The 19,940-nt window shown below is 69.2% G+C and carries 18 protein-coding genes; 10 read left to right on the top strand and 8 right to left on the bottom strand.

Annotation, left to right across the window (positions count from 1 at the left end; translation table 11 throughout):
* Positions 1 to 12 precede the first annotated feature (12 nt).
* From F0U63_RS17650 to F0U63_RS17630, 5 genes are read left to right on the top strand one after another with little or no spacing between them, the layout of a single operon-like run.
* On the top strand, positions 13 to 894 hold the full coding sequence (locus F0U63_RS17650) for a carbohydrate ABC transporter permease (protein WP_395847083.1): 882 nt from the start codon (positions 13 to 15) through the stop codon (positions 892 to 894).
* Positions 895 to 906: 12 nt separating this feature from the next.
* Positions 907 to 1,740, top strand: coding sequence for a carbohydrate ABC transporter permease (locus F0U63_RS17645; RefSeq protein WP_395847082.1), 834 nt, complete (start codon positions 907 to 909; stop codon positions 1,738 to 1,740).
* A gap of 12 nt (positions 1,741 to 1,752) precedes the next feature.
* Positions 1,753 to 2,835, top strand: a complete 1,083-nt coding sequence (locus tag F0U63_RS17640; protein ID WP_395847081.1) for an ABC transporter ATP-binding protein — start codon at positions 1,753 to 1,755, stop codon at positions 2,833 to 2,835.
* 15 nt (positions 2,836 to 2,850) lie between these two features.
* Complete coding sequence (locus tag F0U63_RS17635; RefSeq protein ID WP_395847080.1) at positions 2,851 to 4,344, top strand: mannitol dehydrogenase family protein; 1,494 nt, start codon at positions 2,851 to 2,853, stop codon at positions 4,342 to 4,344.
* Between the two features lie 15 nt (positions 4,345 to 4,359).
* A complete protein-coding gene (locus tag F0U63_RS17630; RefSeq protein WP_002632622.1) occupies positions 4,360 to 5,328 on the top strand; it encodes a carbohydrate kinase in 969 nt (322 codons plus the stop codon).
* Between the two features lie 45 nt (positions 5,329 to 5,373).
* On the opposite strand, the gene F0U63_RS17625 is transcribed toward F0U63_RS17630, so the two are convergent.
* The 3 genes from F0U63_RS17625 to xylB all read right to left on the bottom strand — a co-directional run bounded on the left by F0U63_RS17625 (position 5,374) and on the right by xylB (position 8,274).
* Entirely contained in the window at positions 5,374 to 5,658 is a 285-nt protein-coding gene (locus F0U63_RS17625) for a hypothetical protein (RefSeq protein ID WP_395847079.1), read from the bottom strand.
* 105 nt (positions 5,659 to 5,763) lie between these two features.
* Positions 5,764 to 6,702, bottom strand: a complete 939-nt coding sequence (locus tag F0U63_RS17620; RefSeq protein WP_395847078.1) for a type VI immunity family protein — start codon at positions 6,700 to 6,702, stop codon at positions 5,764 to 5,766.
* 117 nt (positions 6,703 to 6,819) lie between these two features.
* Complete coding sequence (xylB, locus tag F0U63_RS17615) at positions 6,820 to 8,274, bottom strand: xylulokinase (RefSeq protein ID WP_395847077.1); 1,455 nt, start codon at positions 8,272 to 8,274, stop codon at positions 6,820 to 6,822.
* Between the two features lie 128 nt (positions 8,275 to 8,402).
* On the opposite strand from xylB, the gene F0U63_RS17610 reads away from it, so the two are divergent.
* Entirely contained in the window at positions 8,403 to 9,416 is a 1,014-nt protein-coding gene (locus F0U63_RS17610; RefSeq protein WP_395847076.1) for an NAD(P)-dependent alcohol dehydrogenase, read from the top strand.
* Between the two features lie 39 nt (positions 9,417 to 9,455).
* Here F0U63_RS17610 and F0U63_RS17605 read toward each other — a convergent pair whose 3' ends face one another.
* The 3 genes from F0U63_RS17605 to F0U63_RS17595 form a co-directional block, all read right to left on the bottom strand.
* Complete coding sequence (locus F0U63_RS17605) at positions 9,456 to 11,093, bottom strand: sigma 54-interacting transcriptional regulator (RefSeq protein WP_395847075.1); 1,638 nt, start codon at positions 11,091 to 11,093, stop codon at positions 9,456 to 9,458.
* A 72-nt stretch (positions 11,094 to 11,165) separates the two neighbouring features.
* On the bottom strand, positions 11,166 to 12,107 hold the full coding sequence (locus F0U63_RS17600) for a GGDEF domain-containing protein (protein WP_395847074.1): 942 nt from the start codon (positions 12,105 to 12,107) through the stop codon (positions 11,166 to 11,168).
* A gap of 130 nt (positions 12,108 to 12,237) precedes the next feature.
* Complete coding sequence (locus F0U63_RS17595; protein ID WP_395847073.1) at positions 12,238 to 12,525, bottom strand: glutaredoxin family protein; 288 nt, start codon at positions 12,523 to 12,525, stop codon at positions 12,238 to 12,240.
* A gap of 14 nt (positions 12,526 to 12,539) precedes the next feature.
* Here F0U63_RS17595 and F0U63_RS17590 point away from each other — a divergent pair, with 14 nt between their 5' ends.
* Positions 12,540 to 13,715, top strand: a complete 1,176-nt coding sequence (locus tag F0U63_RS17590; protein WP_395847072.1) for a DUF4388 domain-containing protein — start codon at positions 12,540 to 12,542, stop codon at positions 13,713 to 13,715.
* 9 nt (positions 13,716 to 13,724) lie between these two features.
* On the opposite strand, the gene F0U63_RS17585 is transcribed toward F0U63_RS17590, so the two are convergent.
* A complete protein-coding gene (locus F0U63_RS17585; RefSeq protein ID WP_395847071.1) occupies positions 13,725 to 15,209 on the bottom strand; it encodes a penicillin-binding transpeptidase domain-containing protein in 1,485 nt (494 codons plus the stop codon).
* A 138-nt stretch (positions 15,210 to 15,347) separates the two neighbouring features.
* Between F0U63_RS17585 and F0U63_RS17580 the strand changes: the two genes are divergently transcribed.
* From F0U63_RS17580 to F0U63_RS17570, 3 genes are all read left to right on the top strand, one after another.
* The gene (locus tag F0U63_RS17580) at positions 15,348 to 16,139 is read left to right on the top strand and encodes an ABC transporter permease (RefSeq protein ID WP_395847070.1); all 792 of its coding nucleotides are present in this window, start codon (positions 15,348 to 15,350) and stop codon (positions 16,137 to 16,139) included.
* On the top strand, positions 16,136 to 17,047 hold the full coding sequence (locus F0U63_RS17575; RefSeq protein ID WP_395847069.1) for an ABC transporter ATP-binding protein: 912 nt from the start codon (positions 16,136 to 16,138) through the stop codon (positions 17,045 to 17,047). The genes F0U63_RS17580 and F0U63_RS17575 overlap by 4 nt, the downstream gene beginning before the upstream one ends.
* A gap of 363 nt (positions 17,048 to 17,410) precedes the next feature.
* Complete coding sequence (locus F0U63_RS17570) at positions 17,411 to 19,357, top strand: DsbA family protein (RefSeq protein ID WP_395847068.1); 1,947 nt, start codon at positions 17,411 to 17,413, stop codon at positions 19,355 to 19,357.
* Between the two features lie 84 nt (positions 19,358 to 19,441).
* Here the strand turns inward: F0U63_RS17570 and F0U63_RS17565 are convergent, their stop codons facing one another.
* A complete protein-coding gene (locus F0U63_RS17565) occupies positions 19,442 to 19,828 on the bottom strand; it encodes a RidA family protein (protein ID WP_395847067.1) in 387 nt (128 codons plus the stop codon).
* Between the last annotated feature and the right edge of the window lie 112 nt (positions 19,829 to 19,940).

Raw genomic sequence — 19,940 nt, 5'->3', positions numbered from 1 at the left:
TGGAGTACCTCGATGAGCGAAGCCGCTCGTGAATCCCGACGTGCCGGACGCCTCACGGCGTCACCCGCGATCCTCCTGCTGTTCATCTGGATGATCGTCCCGCTGGCCTTCACGGTGTATTTCTCGACGCAGAACTACCTCCTGCTCGACCCCGAGAACCGGGGTTTCGCGGGCGTGGAGAACTTCTCCTATTTCCTCTCCTCGTCGAGCTTCCTGAACAGCCTGGTCACCACGCTCAAGCTGGTGGGCAGTGTGCTGGTCATCACGGTGGTGCTGGGCGTGCTCATCAGCGTGCTGGTGGACGCGAAGTTCCCGGGTCAGGGCTTGGTGCGCATGTTGCTCATCTCGCCCTTCTTCATCATGCCCACGGTGAGCGCGCTCATCTGGAAGAACCTGCTGATGAACCCGGTGTCGGGGCTGTTCGCGTGGCTGTTCCAGTTGGTGGGCCTCACCCCCATCAACTGGTTCTCCGACTGGCCCCTGCTGTCCATCATCATCATCGTCTCGTGGGAGTGGCTGCCCTTCGCCATCCTCATCTTCGTGACGTCCCTGCAGTCGATGGATCAGGAGCAGAAGGAAGCGGCGCAGATGGACGGCGCGACGCCGGTGTCCATCTTCCGCTACCTCACCCTGCCCCACCTGGCGCGGCCCATCGCCGTGGTGGTCATGGTGGAGGCCATCTTCCTGCTCAACATCTTCGCGGAAATCTTCACCACCACCTCCGGCGGCCCGGGGGATGCGACCACCAACGTGCCCTACCTCGTCTTCACCCAGGCCCTGCTCGAGTTCGACGTGGGCACGGCGTCCGCGGGTGGCCTCGTGGCCGTGGTGCTCGCCAACGTGGTCGCCGCCGCCTTGCTGCGCGTGTTCGGCAAATCCCTCACCCAGGCCTAGGACTCCCCCACCATGCCCGCCCTCAAACAACGCCGACAGTTCGCCGACACGGTGCGTGCCATCTGCTCCTGGCTCATCGCCCTCATCATCTTCTTCCCCATCTTCTGGATGGTCATCACCAGCTTCAAGACGGAGCTGGGCGCGTTCTCCATGCCCCCCGAGTTCTTCTTCAAGCCCACGCTGGAGAACTACCGGGAGATCATGGAGGCCAACGACTACCTGCACTTCGCCTGGAACTCGCTCGTCACCAGCGGCGGCGCCACCCTCGTGGGCATGCTGCTGGCGGTGCCCGCGGCGTACTCCTTCGCCTTCCACCCCACCAGGCGCACCCAGGGCATCCTGACGTGGATGCTGTCCACCAAGATGCTGCCCGCGGTGGGCGTGCTCGTGCCCATCTACCTGATGGCGCGCGACCTGGGCCTGCTCGACACGCGCCTCGTGCTCGTCATCATCTTCGCGCTCGTCAACCTGCCCATCATGGTGTGGATGATCTACACCTACTTCCGCGACGTGCCCCGGGACATCCTCGAGGCGGCGCGCATGGACGGCGCCACGCTCTTCCAGGAGATCTTCCGCGTGCTGCTGCCGGTGAGCCGCGGAGGCCTGGCGTCCACGGCGCTCCTGTCGCTCATCCTCAACTGGAACGAGGCCTTCTGGTCCATCAACCTCACCACCACCCAGGCCTCGCCGCTCAGCGCCCTGGTGGCCTCGTTCTCCAGTCCGCAGGGCCTGTTCTGGGCCAAGCTATCCGCCATCTCCACGCTCGCGTGCGCTCCCATCGTGCTTCTCGGCTGGGGCTCGCAGAAACAACTCGTCCGCGGCCTGACCTTCGGCGCCGTCAAGTAACGGAATACGTCCATGGCACAACTCGAAATCAAATCCCTCACCAAGTCCTTCGGTGACACCCGCGTCATCAAGGGCGTGGACCTGCGCGTCGAGGACCGCGACTTCTGCGTCTTCCTGGGCCCCTCCGGCTGCGGCAAGTCCACGCTCCTGCGCCTCATCGCCGGCCTGGAGTCCGTCACCTCGGGGCAGATTCTGCTCGACGGTCAGGACATCACCGAGGCGCCCTCCGCCAAGCGCAACCTCGCGATGGTGTTCCAGTCCTACGCGCTCTACCCCCACATGAGCATCCGCCAGAACATGTCCTTCGCCCTGGACCTGGCCAAGGTGGACAAGAAGATCATCGACGAGAAGGTGACGCGCGCCGCGCGCATCCTGGAGCTCGAGCCGCTGTTGGATCGCAAGCCGGCGGCGCTCTCGGGTGGACAGCGCCAGCGCGTGGCCATCGGCCGCGCCATCGTGCGCGAGCCGCGCATCTTCCTGTTCGACGAGCCCCTGTCCAACCTGGACGCGGCGCTGCGCATGCAGATGCGCCTGGAGCTCGCCCGGCTGCACCTGGATCTCAAGGCGACGATGATCTACGTCACCCATGATCAGGTGGAGGCGATGACGCTCGCCAACAAGGTCGTCATCTTCAACGGCGGCCACATCGAGCAGAGCGGCCCGCCGCAGGAGCTCTACCGCCGCCCGGTGAACAAGTTCGTCGCGAGCTTCCTCGGCATGCCGCAGATGGTCTTCCTGGACGCCACGCTCGAGGGCGGCGTGCTCAAGCTGGTGAACGGGGGCGAGCTCGCCGTGCCCACGGGCCTGCCGGCGCTCGCCGCGGGCACCCGGGTCACGGTGGGCGTGCGGCCCGAGCAGATGTCACTGGCCGAGCCCGGACGCGGCACGATCCAGGGGCGCGTGCAGATGATCGAGCGGCTGGGCAGCGACGCCTATGCGTACCTCGCCCTGCCCTCCGGCGGCCGGCTCACGGTGCGCTGCGAGGGCGACGTGGGCGCCATCGAGGGCACCGACGTCTCGGCCCAGCTCAACCCCGAGCGCGTCCACGTCTTCGACGCCAACGGCGTCGCCATCCACCATCCCACCTTCCGCTGAAGCACCCCCTCGACCATGCATACCCTCGATCAGGCCCATCTCTCCACCCTGCCCGCCTCCATCGTCCGCCCCGGCCATGACCGCACGAAGGTGCGCGCCGGCATCGCCCACATCGGCGTGGGCGGCTTCCACCGCGCGCACCAGGCCATCTACACCGACCGCGCGCTCACCCGGCCCGGCCAGGAGGGCTGGGGCATCTGCGGCATCAACCTGCTGCCCCAGGACGCCGCCATGGCCGCGGCGATGAAGAAGCAGAACGGGCTGTACACCGTGAGCGAGATGGCGCCGGACGGCTCGCACGTCTCACGCGTCGTGGAGTGCATGGTCGAGTACCTCTACGCCCCGGACAGCGCCGAGGCGGTGCTGGCGAAGCTGAGCCATCCAGACATCCGCATCGTCTCGCTGACCATCACCGAGGGCGGCTACCTCATCGACGAGCACGGCCGCTTCAACCTGGAGCACCCCACGGTGGCGCATGACCTGGCGCACCCGGAAGCGCCCCAGGGCGCGTTCGGCTACATCGTCGGGGCGCTGGAGCGCCGGCGCAAGGCGGGCGTGAAGCCCTTCACCGTCATGTCCTGCGACAACCTGCGCCACAACGGCGCCCAGGCCCGGCGCGCCGTGGTGGCCTTCGCCCGGGCGAGGTCTCCGGAGCTCGCGGAGTGGATCGAGCGCGAGGTGGGCTTCCCCAACGGCATGGTGGACCGCATCACCCCGGCCACGGACGCCGCCGCCCGGCAGAAGCTGCGCGAGCTGACCCAGGTGGACGACGCCGCCCCGGTCATCTGCGAGGACTTCATCCAGTGGGTGCTGGAGGATGACTTCCGCAACGGCCGCCCCGACTGGCACGAGGTGGGGGTGATGTTCACGAAGGACGTGTCCCCGTACGAGGAGGCGAAGATCCGCCTGCTCAACGCGTCCCACACGATGCTCTCCTACCCGGCCTACCTGTCGGGCCTGCGCAAGGTGGACGACGCCCTGCACGACAAGCTCTTCTTCAGCTACCTGCGCGGCTTCCTGGATCACGACGCGGGCGTGTGGCTCAAGTCGCTGCCCGGGCTCGACATCGAGTCCTACAAGGACACGCTCCTGCGCCGCTTCGGCAACCGGGCCGTGGGAGATCAGCTCGCGCGCCTGTGCATGGATGGCGGCTCGAAGATCTCCGGCTTCGTGCTGCCCACCCTGCACGAGATCCTCAAGAACGGACGGCCCTACCACCGCATCGCCTTCTTCCTCGCCGCCTATGATCGCTACCTCAAGGGCAAGGACGAGAAGGGCGAGGCCTATCCCATCAACGAGCCCAACGCGCGTCCCCTGCTCGAGAAGGTGATGGCGAGCGACTCGCCGATGACGCTCATCGGGCTCAAGGAGGTCGTGGGCACGCAGATTCCGGCGCACCAGGGCTTCGTCGATCTGTACCTGAAGCTGCGCGCGCAGATCGACGCCCAGGGCGTGGTCGCGACGCTCAAGTCGCTCGATCCCGCGAGCAAGACCCCGCCCACGGCGTAGAGGAGGGAGCCACCCATGACGCGCCTCATCGCCTTCGGAGAAGCCCTGGTGGACATGCTGTCCAGCCGCCTGGGCGCCTCCACCGAGAAGGAGACCTTCACGCCGTACGCCGGAGGAGCCCCCGCCAACGTGGCCGTGGCCTGCGCGCGGCTGGGCGTGCCGAGCCTCTTCGTCGGCATGCTGGGCCAGGATCAGTTCGGCGACTTCATCCTCGCGGAGCTGGCCTCGCACGGCGTGGACGTGCGCCACGTCGAGCGCACCCGCGCGGCCAAGACGGCCCTGGCCTTCGTGTCCCGGGATGCCTCGGGAGACCGCCGCTTCGACTTCTACCGGCCTCCCTCGGCGGACCTGCTGTACCGGCCCGAGCACCTGCCCGCGAACCTGTTCGACGCCTCGTCCATTCTGCACCTGTGCTCGAACACGCTGACGGAAGAGGCCATCACCGCCACGACCTTCGCGGTGGCGGATGAGGCCGCGAAGGCGGGAGCCCTGATCAGCGTGGACGCCAACATCCGCGCCAACCTGTGGCCGGAGCACCGCGTGGACACCGCCCGGGTCACCGCGCTGCTCGACCGGGCGCAGTTGATCAAACTGGCGCGCGAGGAGCTGGAGCTGCTGCGGGGGGACGAGCCCGAGGAGCGCTGGCTCCAGGCCCGTCTGGCCGCTGGAGCCGCGCTGGTCATCATCACCGATGGTGGGGAGCCAGTGACGGCGGTGACGGCGCGCACGCGCCTGCAGGTGACGCCGCCCAAGGTCCAGGTCGTCGACACCACGGCGGCCGGGGATGCCTTCATCGGAGGGTTTCTCTCGACGGTGGTGGATGCGCGGCTCAACCGGAAGACCCTGGCGGCCTGGGCCTCCGACACGGCGCTCGTGCGGCAGGCGCTGGAGTTCGCGAGCCGGTGCGGTTCGTTCACCGTCACCCGGCCGGGCTCCTACGCGGCGCTGCCCAGGCGCGAGGACCTGGCGGCCCTGCGCTCCTGAGAGGAAGTGTTCCCTCGCCCTTTCGAGTGGAGGGCGAGGGGACGTCTAGCGTTGAGGCAGGCTCTCGCCGGAGTCGACCGCGCCGTCCGGGTTGGGCGCGTTGGCGGGAGCGGCCGGAGTGCCCGGGTTGCTGAGCGGATCGCCATCGATGCCATTGGGCGCGTTGGGGATGTTGTGGTCCGGATTCGGATCCAGCCCCGCGCCGCCGATGCCTGGAGTCGTAGCGGGCGTGGGTGGCTCCGTGTCCCGGGTGGCAGTGGTCGCGCATCCCGTGCCGAGTGCCACCGCGCCCGTGAGCAGACCCGCCAGCAGCAGTTTCGTCTTCGTCATGGTCTTCCCTCCCATGGTGGGAAGGTAAAGGTGGGGCGTTCCCGAGCCACGGGCAGCGAGCGCTCGCCTGGTGGGCCGCTATTGAGACCACGCGTAGATGACGCCTCAATCAAGAAAGCGCCGTGACCACCGCTGGGCCTCCTCTCGGGTGAACCCCACTGCGGAATAGCGCTCCACCTCGCATCCGGCCTCTTCGGACAAGGGCAATGGTTCCAGCCAGGGTTCGAGCACCCGTGCGAACTCTCGGTACGTTGGCAACTCGCATCCCAAAGAAAGGTCTCCAGCCTCAGGCCCATGTCCCAGAGAGACCATGACGCGGTTCACATCCAATTCGTGCACCGTCGCATCAGCCGCTTGCAAACGTGAACGCAGAAGCTCGGCCCCACCTGCCTGGCCGAGTACAGGCTGGCCGAGAAAATTGAGCCAATGGACGCCATCAACTCGTTCACCCAGGTGCTGCTCCTCGAACCAGGCGGGCCGTAAGTCGATGCCCGGATGACGGGTGAGTTCAGCACGCAAGGATGCATCCGCACGGCGCAAGGGCCAATACAAGCGGAGCGCGAATCCAACATGACCCGAGGCGAATCGCAGCTGGGAAGCCATCTCCAAGGCAAGCTCTCGCACCTTCGTGGGCCCATGCTCATGAAGGTATTCGGTGGGAAGCGTCGCGAATAGAAGGCTCACTGTATCCAACGAAGGCGTGCGCCAGGGAATTCGAGCCTGATAATGGAATTCATAGCCGTTGCGGCTGCGAAGACCTCCATCCAAGATCACTCGCGTCGCGTAACCCCGCTTCTCCATCCGAGCGGCGATGTCTTCGGGAAGTTCTTCAATGAACCGGAACGGACGGTCCGGCGAGAGAAGCCGACGAACGTAGCTCCATCGCTCCACAGTCAAGGCATCGCCTTCGTCGTCGTCAGTGAATGAATGTCGAATGGTTTTAGGACCCTGCCCCACCCCATGCATGTAGACCTCGACAGCGTGGCTCACTCCCTCTGCGATCTCAGGGTGATCGTGCGGAAGATAGAAGGCGAAGCGGATCACGTCCCGCGCGAGCAACTCCCTTCTCAGTCGGGGCAGTTCCCCACTCCACAAGCGATGACGCACGGGAGGCAGGCCTCGATGGCGGATACGAGGAGGACGAATCATTCAACCCCTCTCTCACCGCTCCTGCCGGAGGGCGGGATACAGGCGGCGCCAGCGGGCGTACTCCTCGGCGTAGCGGGGCACGAGCGCGGCATCGGGCTCCACCACCCGGGCCACCGGCGGCGGCACGGCGAGCGCGAACGGATCCTCCCCCGTCGCCGCGAGCCGTCCCAGTCGCGCCGCGCCGAACGCGCCTCCGAAGTCGCCCTCGGCATGCACATCCAGCGGCCGGTCGAGCACGCTCGCGAGGATCTTCAACCAGAGCGGTGAGCGCGAGCCCCCACCCACCGCCGACGCCCGCTCCACCCGCGTCCCCGCGTCGGCCAGCACCCGCATGCAGTCCGCGACGGCATACGCCACGCCCTCCATCACCGCTTGCGTCAACGCCTCGCGTCCGTCCCCGTGCGCCAGTCCCACGAAGGCCCCACGCGCTCCGGCGTCATTGTGCGGCGTGCGCTCCCCGGACAGATAGGGAAGGAACTTCACCGGCGACGGTGCCCGCACGCGCTCCCCCACCGCGGCGATGAGCGCGGGGGCGGGCTCGCCCAGCAGCGCCGACAACCACTCCAGGCTCGCCGCGGCGGACAGGATGACGCCCATCTGGTGCCACGTGCGAGGCACCGCGTGGCAGAACGCATGCACCGCGCCCTCGGTGTTCGGAGAGAAGCGCGCGTTGGAGACGAACAGCACCCCCGAGGTGCCCAGCGACACGAACGCCGTCCCGGACTTCACCGCTCCAATCCCCACCGCGCTCGCCGCGTTGTCCCCTCCCCCTCCCGCCACCACCGGCGCGCGGCTCATTCCCCAGCGCCGAGCGAGCTCGGGCCGCAGCCGGCCTGAGGACTCCGAGCCTTCCACCAGGCGCGGCATGTGCTCGCGCGTGAGCCCCGTGGCCGAGAGCAGCGCGTCGGACCAGTCCCGCTTCGCCACGTCGAGCCACAGCGTTCCCGCCGCGTCCGACATCTCGGAGACGTGGTCGCCGATGAGGAACAGCCGCAGGTAGTCCTTGGGCAGCAGCACCTTGCGCGTCCTCGCGAACACGTCCGGCTCGTGCTCGGCGACCCAGAGCAGCTTCGGCGCGGTGAAGCCCGGCATGGCGAGGTTGCCGGACAGCTCGCGCGAGCGCGGACAGCGCTCCTCCAGCAGGCGGCACTCGGCCTCCGAGCGCCCGTCGTTCCAGAGGATGGCTGGACGCAGCGGCTTGTCATCCGCGCCGAGCAGCACCGCGCCATGCATCTGCCCCGACAGTCCCATCCCCTCGACAGCGGCCAGGGCCTCCCGGTGCGTGGCGGACAGCTCGTCCAGCACGTGCTCGAGGGCACGGATCCAGGCGTCCGGCTCCTGCTCGGACCAGCCGGGATGCGGCCGGGTGACCTCCAGGGCCGCGCTGGCGCTGGCGACGATGTGCTCGTGTCCGTCCACGAGCACGGCCTTCACGGATGACGTCCCCACGTCGATGCCCAGGTACATGTGTCCTGCCCTCCTCCGGTGACGTTCTACCCGAGACGCGGCTCGGCCAGGGACCGCTCTGCTTGCTACTCGTCACGCCCCGCCCCGAGGGTCTCCCACCCCACGAGCGGTGCGTTAGAACCCCGGCCATGAACGCCTACGAGATTCGCGGTGGATTCGGATTGGATAACCTGGTGCGCTGTGAGCGACCGGACCCGCAGCCCGGCCCCTTCCAGGTGCGCGTGCGGGTGAAGGCCACGAGCCTCAACTACCGCGACCTGATGATGGTGCGGGGCCAGTACAACCCGAAGCAGAAGCTGCCCCTGGTGCCCAACTCGGACGGAGCCGGCGTGGTGGACGCCGTGGGCCCGGGTGTCACCCGCGTGAAGGTGGGCGATCGGGTGATGGGCCTCTTCGCGCAGAACTGGCTCGCCGGAGAGCCCACGCGCGCCTCCCATGCCCAGACGCTCGGCGGGCCCGTGGATGGGGCGCTCTCCGACACGCTGCTGCTCCACGAGGACGGCGCGGTGCCCACGCCCGCGTACCTGTCGGACGAGGAAGCCGCCACGCTGCCGTGCGCGGCCGTCACCGCGTGGAGCGCGCTCGTCACCCAGGGCGCACTGAAGGCCGGAGACACCGTGCTGCTCCAGGGCACCGGAGGCGTCTCGCTCTTCGCGTTGCAGATCGCCCGGATGATGGGCGCGCGGGTGCTCCTCACCTCCAGCCGGGACGACAAGCTGGAGCGCGCCCGGGCCCTGGGCGCCCACGAGGGCATCAACTACGTGAACACGCCCGACTGGGACAAGGCGGCCCGGAACCTCACCGGAGGCGTGGGCGTGGATCATGTGGTGGAGGTGGGCGGCGCGGGCACGCTGGAGCGCTCGCTGCGCGCCGTGCGCACCGGCGGCACGGTGTCCGTCATCGGCGTGCTCAGCGGCGGCGCGGGCGCGGTGCCCGTCACCCCCATCCTCATGAACAACCTGCGCGTGCAGGGCATCTTCGTCGGCCACCGCCAATCCTTCGAGGCGCTCAGCCGGGCCTTCACCCTGCACGGCATCCGCCCCGTGGTGGACCGCGTCTTCCCCTTCGCCGAGGCCCTCGCCGCCTTCGAGTACCTCCAGAGCGGCGCGCACTTCGGCAAGGTCGTCATCCGGGTGGACTGACGACCCGAGCGGGCGCCCGCGAAGGCGCCCGCGGGCGGCCTAGAACTCGGCCGCGGCGCGCGGATCGATGATGCCGCACTCCTTGATCTTGTAGAGCAGCGCCTTGTAGCTGATGCGCAGCTTGCCCGCCGCGCGCCGCTTGTTCCACGCCGTGCGCTGGAGCATCGCGAGGATGGCCTCGCGCTCGGCGAGCATCGCCGCGCGCTTGCCAATCTCCTTCAGCGACATCTCCGCCTCGGGCACGCTCGGTGGCGGCGGAGGCGGCTGGGGCGCGTCGAACGGATTGGCGTAGCGCACCGGCGCGGGCGTCACCGCGTACCCCGGAGACAGCTCCACCGGGGGCGTGTTGCCCCGGGCCGGCATCTCCAGCACCTGCACCGACGAGGCCACACCCGCCAGCGGAGCCGGCGTCACGGCGCGCGGCGTGGGCGCGGGGGCGTCGACCTCGCCGTCGCCCGCGTAGGACGTGGGCAGCGACGGAGCGCTCGCGGGCGTCCGGCCTCCCGCGCGCAGCTCGTCCAGCACGAGCGTGGCGTCCTTGAGCACGCACAGCCGGCGCACCATGTTCTCCAGCTCGCGCACGTTGCCGGGCCACTCGTACTCGGTGAAGGCGCGCAGCACCTCGGGCGGCAGCTCCGCCACGCCGCTCATGAACCCACGCCCGTACTTCTTGAGGAAGTGGTCCGTCAGCGGCACCACGTCCTCGGGGCGCTCGCGCAGCGCGGGCAGGCGGATGGCCACCACGTTCAAGCGGTAGAAGAGATCCTCGCGGAAGTTGCCCAGCTCGATCTCCCGCTCCAGGTCGCGGTTGGTCGCCACCACCACGCGGCTGTCCACGCGGACGCTCTTCTTGCCGCCCACACGGAAGAACTCCTCGTCCTGCAACACCTGCAGCAGCTTGGCCTGGAGGCGGATGGCCATCTCGCCAATCTCATCCAGGAAGATGGTGCCCTGGTCGGCCAGCTCGAACTTGCCCGGCTTCTCTGCCGTGGCACCGGTGAAGGCGCCGCGCTCGTGGCCGAACAGCTCGCTCTCCAGCAGCTCGCCGGGCAGCGCCGCGCAGTTCACCTTGATGAAGGGGCGGTTGCGGCGGTTGCTGCGCGCGTGGACCTCGCGGGCGATGACCTCCTTGCCCGTTCCGGACTCGCCCAGCAGCAGCACCGGCACGTCCGTGTCCGCGATGCGCTCCACCAGCGCGCGCACCCGGCGCATGGCGGGCGAGTGCGAGATGAGGATGCGCTCGCCGCCACCGTCGTCCTTCGTCGCCGGGGAAATCACCGGAGCGCTCGCCGCGGCCTGCTTCGCGGGCAGGCGGTTGCCGAGCGCGCGCGCCAGGGCATCCTCCAGCTCGTCCCCACCAAAGGGCTTGGACAGGTAGTCGCTGGCGCCCAGCTTCATGGCGCGCATGGCGTCATCCGCGCCCGAGAGCGCCGACAGGACGATGACGGGCGCGCCGCCGCCCGAGGCCCGGTAGCGCCGCAGCACGTCCAGGCCACTCATCTCCGGCATCATCACGTCCAGCAGCACCACGTCGAACGAGCCGCCGGAGAGCATCTCCAGGGCCTGGGCACCACTGGACGCGCAACGCACCTGATAGCCCGAGCTGCCCAGCAGCTCGGCGAGGAAGGTGCGCACCTGCTCTTCGTCGTCCACCACCAACACCGCGATCCGATCCATCCCCTCGCCTCCCCTCGCCCTATCCATCTCGATTCCACTCCGTGAGACGTCCATCGTGGATGCGTCTCCGCGTCAGACCATCATCTCCAGCTCGGCGCCACGGCGCGTGTCGCGTGCCCTGCGCAGGGCCTGCAACGCCCCGTTGAGCAGTTGCACGGGCGAGCCCACCATGTCCGGGTAGCTCACCGCGCCCAACGTCAGCGAGGGACGCAGCACCCGTCCCTCCACCTGCAGACGCGCCAGGGCGAAGCGCTCGCGCACGCGCGTCATCACGTCCGGCACGCCCTCGGCGGGCGTGGTGGGCAGCAACACCATGAACTCATCCTCGCCCACGCGCGCCACCACATCCGCCTCGCGCACCGTCTGGCTGAACACCACCGAGCTGTAGACCAGCAGCCGCTCGGCGATGGCGCGGCCGGACTCCTTGCGCAGCGCGCGGAAGTCGTCGAGCGAGCCGGCCACCAGCGAGAAGGTTCCTCCAAAGCGCTCGGTGCGGCGGATCTCCAGGCCGATGAGCTCGAGCAGGAAGGAGCGGTTGTACAGGCCGGTGAGCGGATCCCTCAGGGCCTCGGTGGAGTGGGCCTCGGTGGGCAGCATCGCCTGGCGCACCGCCGAGCGCAGCCGGAGCTGGGCGCGCAGCCGCAACACCAGCTCCTCGCCCAGGCTCGAGCGCGTCACCACGTCCACCCCCTGCCCCTTGTCCAGACAGTGGCGCACGGCCGCCACGTCCAGCGAGTCCACCAGATAGAGGATGGGCACCGTGCCGCGGCACAGCTGCAGCAGCCGGCGCGCCACCTGCACCGCCGCGAAGTCCGGCCCCTGGGCCGCGAGCACCACCGCGTCCGGGCGGATGGCCTCGAACAGGGGACTCGCCGCGTCGAAGCGCGTCACCGGAACCACCCGGAAGCCCGCCTCGCCGAGCGTCATCCGGGTCTGCTCCAGGTCCGCCGCCCGCGGCTCCACCACCAGCACCGTGAGCGCCTGCTCGGCCTTCTTCGTGTGCCTCCACTCCACCGCGACCTCCTCCGACCTGAACCTTTTTCAATGGTTCCCAGGGACTAGTTCCCAGGTTTACAGCCCTACCCACCCCTGCTTGCCCGCCGCTCCGTCCATCCCCCTGTTTTTCCTAGGGGTGGGAAGAGAGTTACTTTCCCTGGCCCTTGGATTCAGCAACGTGCGTGCCACCTGTGCCCCGCCGGAGACATTCCTCGACCTCCTCTTCCCTCAGGCGGTGCTTGAAGGTGGCGATTCCCTCGAAAATGACCACCGGGATGTCATAGCGGTAGGCAGCGAGGAGTGTGGGACTCGCGCGGATGTCCTCTTCCACCAGCTCGAAGGGGATGCGGGCGCGGACGCGTTCGAGCACCTCCCTCGCCTGGTCACAGAGGTGGCAATCGGGTTTCGAGTAGATTCGGACCATCATTCCGTTCATGAGGATGTGACGCGATGCGCGGCCTGTCAGGTGACTTCTCGACGATGCCCTTGAAGGACCTCGTCGCCTACCTCGGCAGCCGGCGGGTCTCGGGAACGCTGCGCGTCATGCGCGCGGGAGTGCGCAAGATGATCCTCCTGCGCGAGGGGCAGGTGCTCAGCGCGAGCTCCAACCAGACGCGGGAGTACCTGGGCCAGTTCCTCATCCACATGGGGCACCTGAACGCGGAGCAGTTCGCCCAGGCCCATGCCCAGCAGAGCGAGGCGAACGTGCCGCTGGGGCAGATCCTCGTGCTGCTCGGGTGGGTGTCGGAGGTGACGGTGCGCAGCACGCTCCAGCTCAAGTTCCGCGAGACGCTGCTGGACATGTTCCGCTGGGAGGAGGGGGAGTTCTCCTTCGACGCGGGGGCGGTGCCGCAGATCGAGGGCGTGGAGGCGGGGGTGGATCTGATGGACATCCACCGCGAGGGGGAGTTCCGCGAGACGGCGTGGCAGTCCCTGCGGGCGGCGTTTCCCTCGGGGAGCGCCTACCTGGAGGTGGACGAGTCACGGCTGCCGGAGATGCCCCGGGCCGGCAGTCTGGACGCGACGCTGTTGGAGCGCGTGCGCGAGGGGCTGAGCATCGACGAGCTGGTGAAGACGCTGCACACCTCGGACTTCCTCGTGTACCAGCGGCTGTACGCGCTCTACCGGCGCGAGGCGCTCCGGGTGGTGAATACGCCCCCGCCGGGACGGGTGCGCCCGGTGGCCTCACCCACTCTTGAGGAAGAGGTGAAGAACCTGGAGGTGGGCGTGGTGGGGGATGAGTCCCAAACGCTCGAGCTCATCCAGGCGGCCCAGTCCCACCTGGAGAACGGCAACTTCTGGGACGGAGAGGCGCTGGCGCGCCGGGCCCATGAGCAGGCCCCCACGCCGGAGACGGAGGCACTGCTCAACTCGGCGTCGGCGGCGCTGCTGGGGCTATTGCGGCGGCGGATGCTGGAAACGCCCCAGGTGCCCTCGCTGCGCGTGACGGCGGCGCAATTGAAGACCACCCGGCTCACCACGCCCGAGCGCTACCTGCTCTCGCGCATCGACGGCAAGCGCGACGTGGGCACCATCCTCGGCATGTCGCCGCTCGGCGAGCTGGACGCGCTGAAGTACTTCCAGTCCTTCGTGGACACGGGGCTGGTGCAGCTCAAGCCCCGGTGAGCAAGTGCCTCAGGGCTGGGACATCGCCGACGCGGCGGACGTCTCCTCGAGTGTCGCGGGAGGCGTCGCGGCGGGCGTCGCGGCCACCGCGGGGGCGGGCGTCTCGCCCTCCGAGGCCTCTTCCTCCTCGGAGTCCTCCTCCACGGGCACGTCGGGCGCGTCGTCCTTCTGGGGCGCGAGGGAGCCCGGAGGCAGGCGGGCCATGCCCAGGCGCAACCCCTCGCGGCCGAGCCACGCGGCGCGGATGCGCCAGAGCGGCTCGTTGACGACGACCGCCGCCACGGCGAGCTTGGGATTGTCCTTGGGCGCGAAGCCCACGAACCACGAGTAGTCCCGGAAGGGTGTGCGGTCCGCCAGCGTCCCCGTCTTGCCCACCGCGCCTGGCACGCGCATGCCCCGCTCGCGGAAGACGCGGCGCGCGGTGCCCTGGGTGACCGTGGCCTCCAGCATCGTCGTCAGGCCGCGTGCCACCTCGGGCGAGAGTACCTGCTCCCCCGGAGTGGAGGGCGCGTCCGCGCCGGGCTCGAAGAGGACGGGGTCCTTCCACACGCCCCCGTTGGCCGCCACGGCCGCCAGGAGCGCGCCATGCAGTGGCGAGAGGTACACGTCGCCGAAGCCCGCGCCCGTCTGCGCGAAGCGGAACCCATCCTCCTCCGGCACGGCGGCGAGCGACACGTCCGTGGGCACGGGGAAGGGAATGTCCCGGTTGAAGTGGAAGCGCGCCGCGGCGTGCCGCAGCGACTCGGGCGACAGGTGGCGCTGGGTGAGCTTGGCGAAGATGACGTTGGCGCTCTTGCCCATGGCGGCGGCGAGCGAGTGGCACTGGCCGTCGCTCGCGCTGTCCTCCAGGAGCTTGGCGGAGATGCGCCGCTTGCCGCCGTGGAAGCACGTCTCCGCCTCGGGCTTGAGGCCCGCCTCGAGCAGCGCGGCGCCGGTGACGATCTTGAAGATGCTGGCCGCGGGGAACACCGCGCGCGTGGCCAGGCCGCGCAGGTCCGGCCGCGACTGCGAGTGCTCCGCCATGGCGAGCACCCGGCCCGTGGAGGGCTCGAGCACCACCACCGCGCCGAAGGGCACCTGGTACAGCTCGAGCGTGCGCTTGAGCTGCTCCTGGAGCACGGGATCGATGGTGAGCGGCACGGCGCCGTTGGGGCCCGGCACCACCAGCCGGCCCTTGGCGTCCTTCTTTGCCCGGGCGAGCACGTCCTGCTTCGCGGGGAGTGGACGCAGGTGGGCGATGGGAGGATCCGACTCGCGCGAGGGCACCGGCCGGGGGGGCACCAGGCCCAGCATCACGCCGGCATCACTCCCCTCCCCCGCCTCGGCCAGACCCCCGTCCGGGGTGCCGGCATCGCCCGCGCCGGCCTCCGCGAGCGCGGCGGCCTCGGCCTCCGGCTCGGAGCTTCCAGGCAGGGCACCGCTTTCGTCCGCGCCGACGAGCAGGAAGAACAGGGGCAGCAGCAGCGTGGCGGGGGCGACTCGGGAGAGCGTCATGCGGGGGCGTCTCGCGGAGCGAGGTGGGGGGTGGACATGGTACCCGCCTCATTCCCGGCGTCCATTCCATTCCCGGTGCTTCCCTGGGGGGCGAGAATCCTGGCGACCGCTTCCCGGGACCGCTAGGGTCGGGCGGCCTTGAACGGACTGAAAGAAACCGCGGTCATCTGGAGCGCCGAGTGCCAGCGCACCCTGCGCAGCACGCGCGTGCTGGCGCTGCTCGGGCTCTACAGCCTTTTTTCACTGCTGGTCTTCGTGGTGGCGGCGTTCCTGCGCTCGTTCGTCCAGCAGATGACGCAGTCGGGGATGATGACCGTGCCGAGCGAGGGGATTCCCCTGGCGGTCGTGGTGGTCTTCTTCTTCAGCCTCTTCTTCCTGCCGCTCTACGTGGCGTTGATGGGGTTCGATCAGGTGAGCGGCGAGGTGGGCCCGCGCTCCATCCGCTACCTCACGGTGCGCGCGCGCCGCTCGTCGGTGCTGTGGGGCAAGCTGCTGGCGCAGGCCACGGTGCTGCTGAGCCTCGTGTTCGCGCTCGACCTGGGGCTGTGTGTGTACGCCTGGGTCAGCACGCCGGGCTTTGGCCTGGCGGACTTCGGTGAGAGCCTCTTGCGCTTCTGGCTGGCCTCCGCGGTCTTCTCCTTCGCCTTCCTGTCGCTCACCTCGCTCTGCTCCTGTGTCACGACGAGCCCTCCGGTGAGCCTCATCCTCAACCTCGCCGTCCTCATGTTCTCGGCGGTGCTGTGGATGACGGCCCTGGCCGACGAGGACAATCCCATGCGCTATCTGCGCTTCCTCTCGCCGTTGAAGTACTCGCTGGAGCTGCTGGATCCGGCGTTGCGCACGGCGGCGGTCAGCGTGGCGGCCTATGCCGCCTTCACGCTGCTGTTCCTCGGTTCCGCCCTCACGGCGCTGCGCACGAGGGACCTGTGAGCGAGCCCGCCATCGAACTCGTGGATGTCTCTCGGCGCTTCGGCCCCAAGGTCGCGGTGGAGCGGGTGAGCCTGCGCATCGAGAGCGGCCAGGTGTACGGCCTCATCGGGCCCAACGGCGCTGGCAAGACGACCACCTTCTCCATGATGTGCGGCTACCTGCGGCCCACCCAGGGCCAGGTGCGGGTGATGGGCGTCACCCCCAGCGCCGAGGGCGCGCTCAAGGGCAAGCTCGGCGTGCTGCCGCAGGACGCGGTGCTGCCCGGGGGATGGAAGGTGGGGCCGCTGCTCATGTACTGGGCCCGGCTGAGCGGCCTGGAGGCGCCCGAGCGCGAGGCGCGTGAGTCCCTGGAGAAGGTCGGTCTGATGGAGGCGTGGGGCGTGGAGACGAGCGCCTTGTCCCACGGCATGGGCAAGCGCGTGGCGCTGGCGCAGGCGCTCATGGGACGTCCGCCCCTCGTGCTGCTCGACGAGCCCACCGCCGGAATGGATCCGCGCATCGCCCATCAGGTGCGGCAGGTCATCCTCGACATGCGCGGCCAACGCACGGTGGTGGTCTCCAGCCACAACCTCCAGGAGCTGGAGCAGTTGTGCGACGCGGCGGCCATCCTCGACCGGGGCCGGCTGGTGCAGGCCGGCTCGATCGCCGATCTGACGAGCCAGGGCGCCGAGTTCCGTGTCCAGGTGGCCCGGGGCAGCATCCTCCTGCCCGAGCTGGAGGCGCTCCCCGGCGTCACCGCCGCGCGCCTGGAGGGCGAGCACCTGCTGCACGTGCGCTTCGATGGCCAGGCGCATCGGCCGGAGGAGGTCATCAGCCGCGTCGTGGGCCACCTGCTCCAGACCGGCGTGCTCATCCTGGGTGTGTCGCGGGGCCAGCGGCTCGAGGAGCGCGTCCTCCAGCTCACCTGAGCCCCGAGCCTGGGCGAAAAACAATCCCCCGGAAAATCCCGGGTGAAACTCCGGGGCGGTTCAGGTCACTGCCCAGGCGATGCCTCCGCCCCACCCCTCCCCCACCCGCCGTGTGCACGCCTGGCCGCAGGGCCTCGGTGTAGGCCTCCCGGCGGGGGCCCTCGGGGGAATTTCCCACGAAAACCTTTGTGTTTCCGGGGACCTGAAGGCGTCATCACCCGGGCCCGAGGGGTCCGCCTCGCCTTGCGTGCCCGCAACGGGCTCTGTTATCACCCCGCGCCCTGCTGATGGACCGCATGTGCCCGGGACCGCAGTTGGACCGACGACGTACCTAGGAGCAGAACAGAACTTATGAAACCCAATGTGATCGTTGCCCTCCTCGTGGGCCTGTTGCTGGGCTTCGTGGGCGGCCGGGCCTTCACCGGCTCCTCGAAGGATTCCGCGGGAAGCAACAAGCCCACGGCGGCCGCCAACGCGGCCGCTCCCAGTGGCAAGCCCGCCGATGCCACCATCTTCAAGGTGCCCATCGACGACTCGCCCACCAAGGGCAGCGCGGACGCACTCGTCACGCTCGTCGAGTTCTCCGACTACCAGTGCCCGTTCTGCTCGCGCGCCAACGCCACGGTGGAGCAGCTGCAGAAGGACTACGGCAGCAAGCTGCGCGTGGTCATGAAGCAGAACCCGCTGTCCTTCCACCCGCGCGCCAAGCCGGCCGCCGTGGCCGCGCTCGCCGCCGGTGAGCAGGGCAAGTACTGGGAGTACCACGAGAAGCTCTTCGCCAACGCCAAGGCGCTCGAGGACAAGGACCTGGAGGGCTACGCCGAGGACGTGGGCCTGGACATCTCCCGCTGGAAGGCGGACCTGACCAACCCCAAGTTCTCCGCCATCATCGACCGTGACCAGGCCCTGGCCGGCAAGCTCGCCGCCAATGGCACCCCGGCCTTCTTCATCAACGGCCGCTTCCTCTCGGGCGCCCAGCCGATCGGCAACTTCAAGACCATCATCGACGAGGAGCTGGGCAAGGCCGAGGCCCTGGTGCGCTCGGGCACCCCGGCCAACAAGGTGTACGCCGCCATCCTCGCCAAGGGCGTGGAGTCGGCGCCGCGCAACAACCCCTCGCAGCCCGAGGCTCCCGCGCAGGCCTACCGCAAGGTGGACGTGCCCGATGACGCGCCGTCCTTCGGCCCCAAGGACGCCAAGGTGACGATCGTCGAGTGGTCGGACTTCGAGTGCCCCTTCTGCGGCCGCGTGGTCCCCACGCTCAAGCAGATCAAGGAGACGTACCCCAAGGACGTGCGCGTGGTGTTCCGTCACCAGCCGCTGCCCTTCCACCCCAACGCCAAGCCGGCCGCCGAGGCCGCCATGGCCGCGCACGAGCAGGGCAAGTTCTGGGAGTACCACGACAAGCTCTTCGCCAATCAGCGCGCCCTGGATCGCGCCTCGCTCGAGAAGTACGCCCAGGAGCTGGGCCTCGACATGGGCAAGTTCAAGTCCGCGCTGGAGTCCGGCAAGTTCCGCGGCAAGGTGGAGGCGGACTCGTCCGCGGGCGCCGCGGTGGGCGCCAATGGCACCCCGACCTTCTTCGTCAACGGCCGTGAGTTCGTGGGCGCCCAGCCCTTCGAGAGCTTCAAGAAGATCATCGAGGACGAGAAGGCGCGCGCCGAGAAGCTGCTGGCCGCCGGCACCAAGGCGGACGGGCTGTACGCCAAACTCATCGAGGAGGGGCTGAAGTCCAACGGCGCCGCCGCCGCTCCCGCCGAGCCGGCCGTGCAGAACATCGAGGTGGGCAACGCCCCGGTGACGGGCGCGAAGAACGCCCCCGTGACGATCGTGGCCTTCTCCGACTTCGAGTGCCCGTTCTGCGGCCGCGTCGTGCCGACGCTCCACCAGCTCGAGCAGGAGTACAAGGGGAAGATCCGGGTGGCCTTCAAGAACCAGCCGCTGCCCATGCACCCCAACGCCAAGCCGGCTGCCGAGGCCGCGCTCGCCGCGAACGAGCAGGGCAAGTTCTGGGAGTACCACGACAAGCTCTTCGCCAATCAGCGCGCCCTGGACCGCGCCTCGCTCGAGAAGTACGCCCAGGAGCTGGGCCTCGACATGGGCAAGTTCAAGTCCGCGCTCGACTCGGGCAAGTTCGCCGCCCAGGTCACCGCCGACATGGCCGAGGCCGGCCGCGTGGGCGTCACCGGCACCCCCAGCTTCTTCATCAACGGCCGCTCGCTCGTGGGCGCCCAGCCCGTCGATGCCTTCAAGCGCATCATCGACGAGGAGCTGAAGAAGAAGGGCTCGGTCGCCGCGGACCAGAAGTAGTCCGCTCCGCGCGCTGAACTCAGAAGGCCGCTGGCCCCCCTGCTTCCGGGGGACAGGCGGCCTTCGTGCTTGCGGGGGGAGGCGTCAGGACACGGCGATGGCGTCGATCTCCACCTTGGAGCCGCGGGGCAGCGCGGACACCTGCACGGTGACGCGGGCCGGAGGCGCGCCGGAGAAGGAGCGGCCATACACCTCGTTCACCCGGGCGAAGTCCCCCAGGTCGGTGAGGAAGATGGTGCTGCGCACCACGTGGGAGAAGTCCAGACCGGCGGCCTGGAGCACCGCGCCCAGGTTCTTCATCACCTGCTCGGTCTGCGCGACCACATCGCCCGGCACCAGCTCCATCGTCTTCGGATCCAGGGGAATCTGTCCGGACAGGAAGGTCATCTTCCCGGCGTCCACCTGCACCGCCTGGGAGTAGGGGCCAATCGCCTTGGGCGCGTTGTCGGAGTGCACCGTCTTGCGAGCCATGTCGTCACCTCGGGAGCGAGAGGCGGCCAGGAGTGGCCGCGCACGTCCGGGGCGGGCTCTACCACCCGCCCGCCAGCCGGCCAATCCCCTGGATGGCACGGAGGCGGAGCGG

It is taken from the genome of Cystobacter fuscus (assembly GCF_044360685.1).
Classification (GTDB): Bacteria; Myxococcota; Myxococcia; order Myxococcales; family Myxococcaceae; genus Cystobacter; species Cystobacter fuscus_C.
The sequence above is the reverse complement of the archived record's forward strand: the minus strand, read 5'-3'. Positions and strand labels throughout refer to the sequence as shown.

Bases quoted from the DNA above. Each gene is read 5' to 3' on its own strand.
- F0U63_RS17635 (WP_395847080.1), top strand. From the start codon at position 2,851: ATGCATACCCTCGATCAGGCCCATCTCTCCACCCTGCCCGCCTCCATC.
- F0U63_RS17605 (WP_395847075.1), bottom strand. From the start codon at position 11,093: ATGGATCGGATCGCGGTGTTGGTGGTGGACGACGAAGAGCAGGTGCGC.
- F0U63_RS17585 (WP_395847071.1), bottom strand. From the start codon at position 15,209: ATGACGCTCTCCCGAGTCGCCCCCGCCACGCTGCTGCTGCCCCTGTTC.
- F0U63_RS17595 (WP_395847073.1), bottom strand. From the start codon at position 12,525: ATGAACGGAATGATGGTCCGAATCTACTCGAAACCCGATTGCCACCTC.
- F0U63_RS17590 (WP_395847072.1), top strand. From the start codon at position 12,540: ATGCGCGGCCTGTCAGGTGACTTCTCGACGATGCCCTTGAAGGACCTC.
- xylB (WP_395847077.1), bottom strand. From the start codon at position 8,274: ATGTACCTGGGCATCGACGTGGGGACGTCATCCGTGAAGGCCGTGCTC.
- F0U63_RS17625 (WP_395847079.1), bottom strand. From the start codon at position 5,658: ATGACGAAGACGAAACTGCTGCTGGCGGGTCTGCTCACGGGCGCGGTG.
- F0U63_RS17640 (WP_395847081.1), top strand. From the start codon at position 1,753: ATGGCACAACTCGAAATCAAATCCCTCACCAAGTCCTTCGGTGACACC.
- F0U63_RS17645 (WP_395847082.1), top strand. From the start codon at position 907: ATGCCCGCCCTCAAACAACGCCGACAGTTCGCCGACACGGTGCGTGCC.
- F0U63_RS17630 (WP_002632622.1), top strand. From the start codon at position 4,360: ATGACGCGCCTCATCGCCTTCGGAGAAGCCCTGGTGGACATGCTGTCC.
- F0U63_RS17610 (WP_395847076.1), top strand. From the start codon at position 8,403: ATGAACGCCTACGAGATTCGCGGTGGATTCGGATTGGATAACCTGGTG.
- F0U63_RS17650 (WP_395847083.1), top strand. From the start codon at position 13: ATGAGCGAAGCCGCTCGTGAATCCCGACGTGCCGGACGCCTCACGGCG.
- F0U63_RS17565 (WP_395847067.1), bottom strand. From the start codon at position 19,828: ATGGCTCGCAAGACGGTGCACTCCGACAACGCGCCCAAGGCGATTGGC.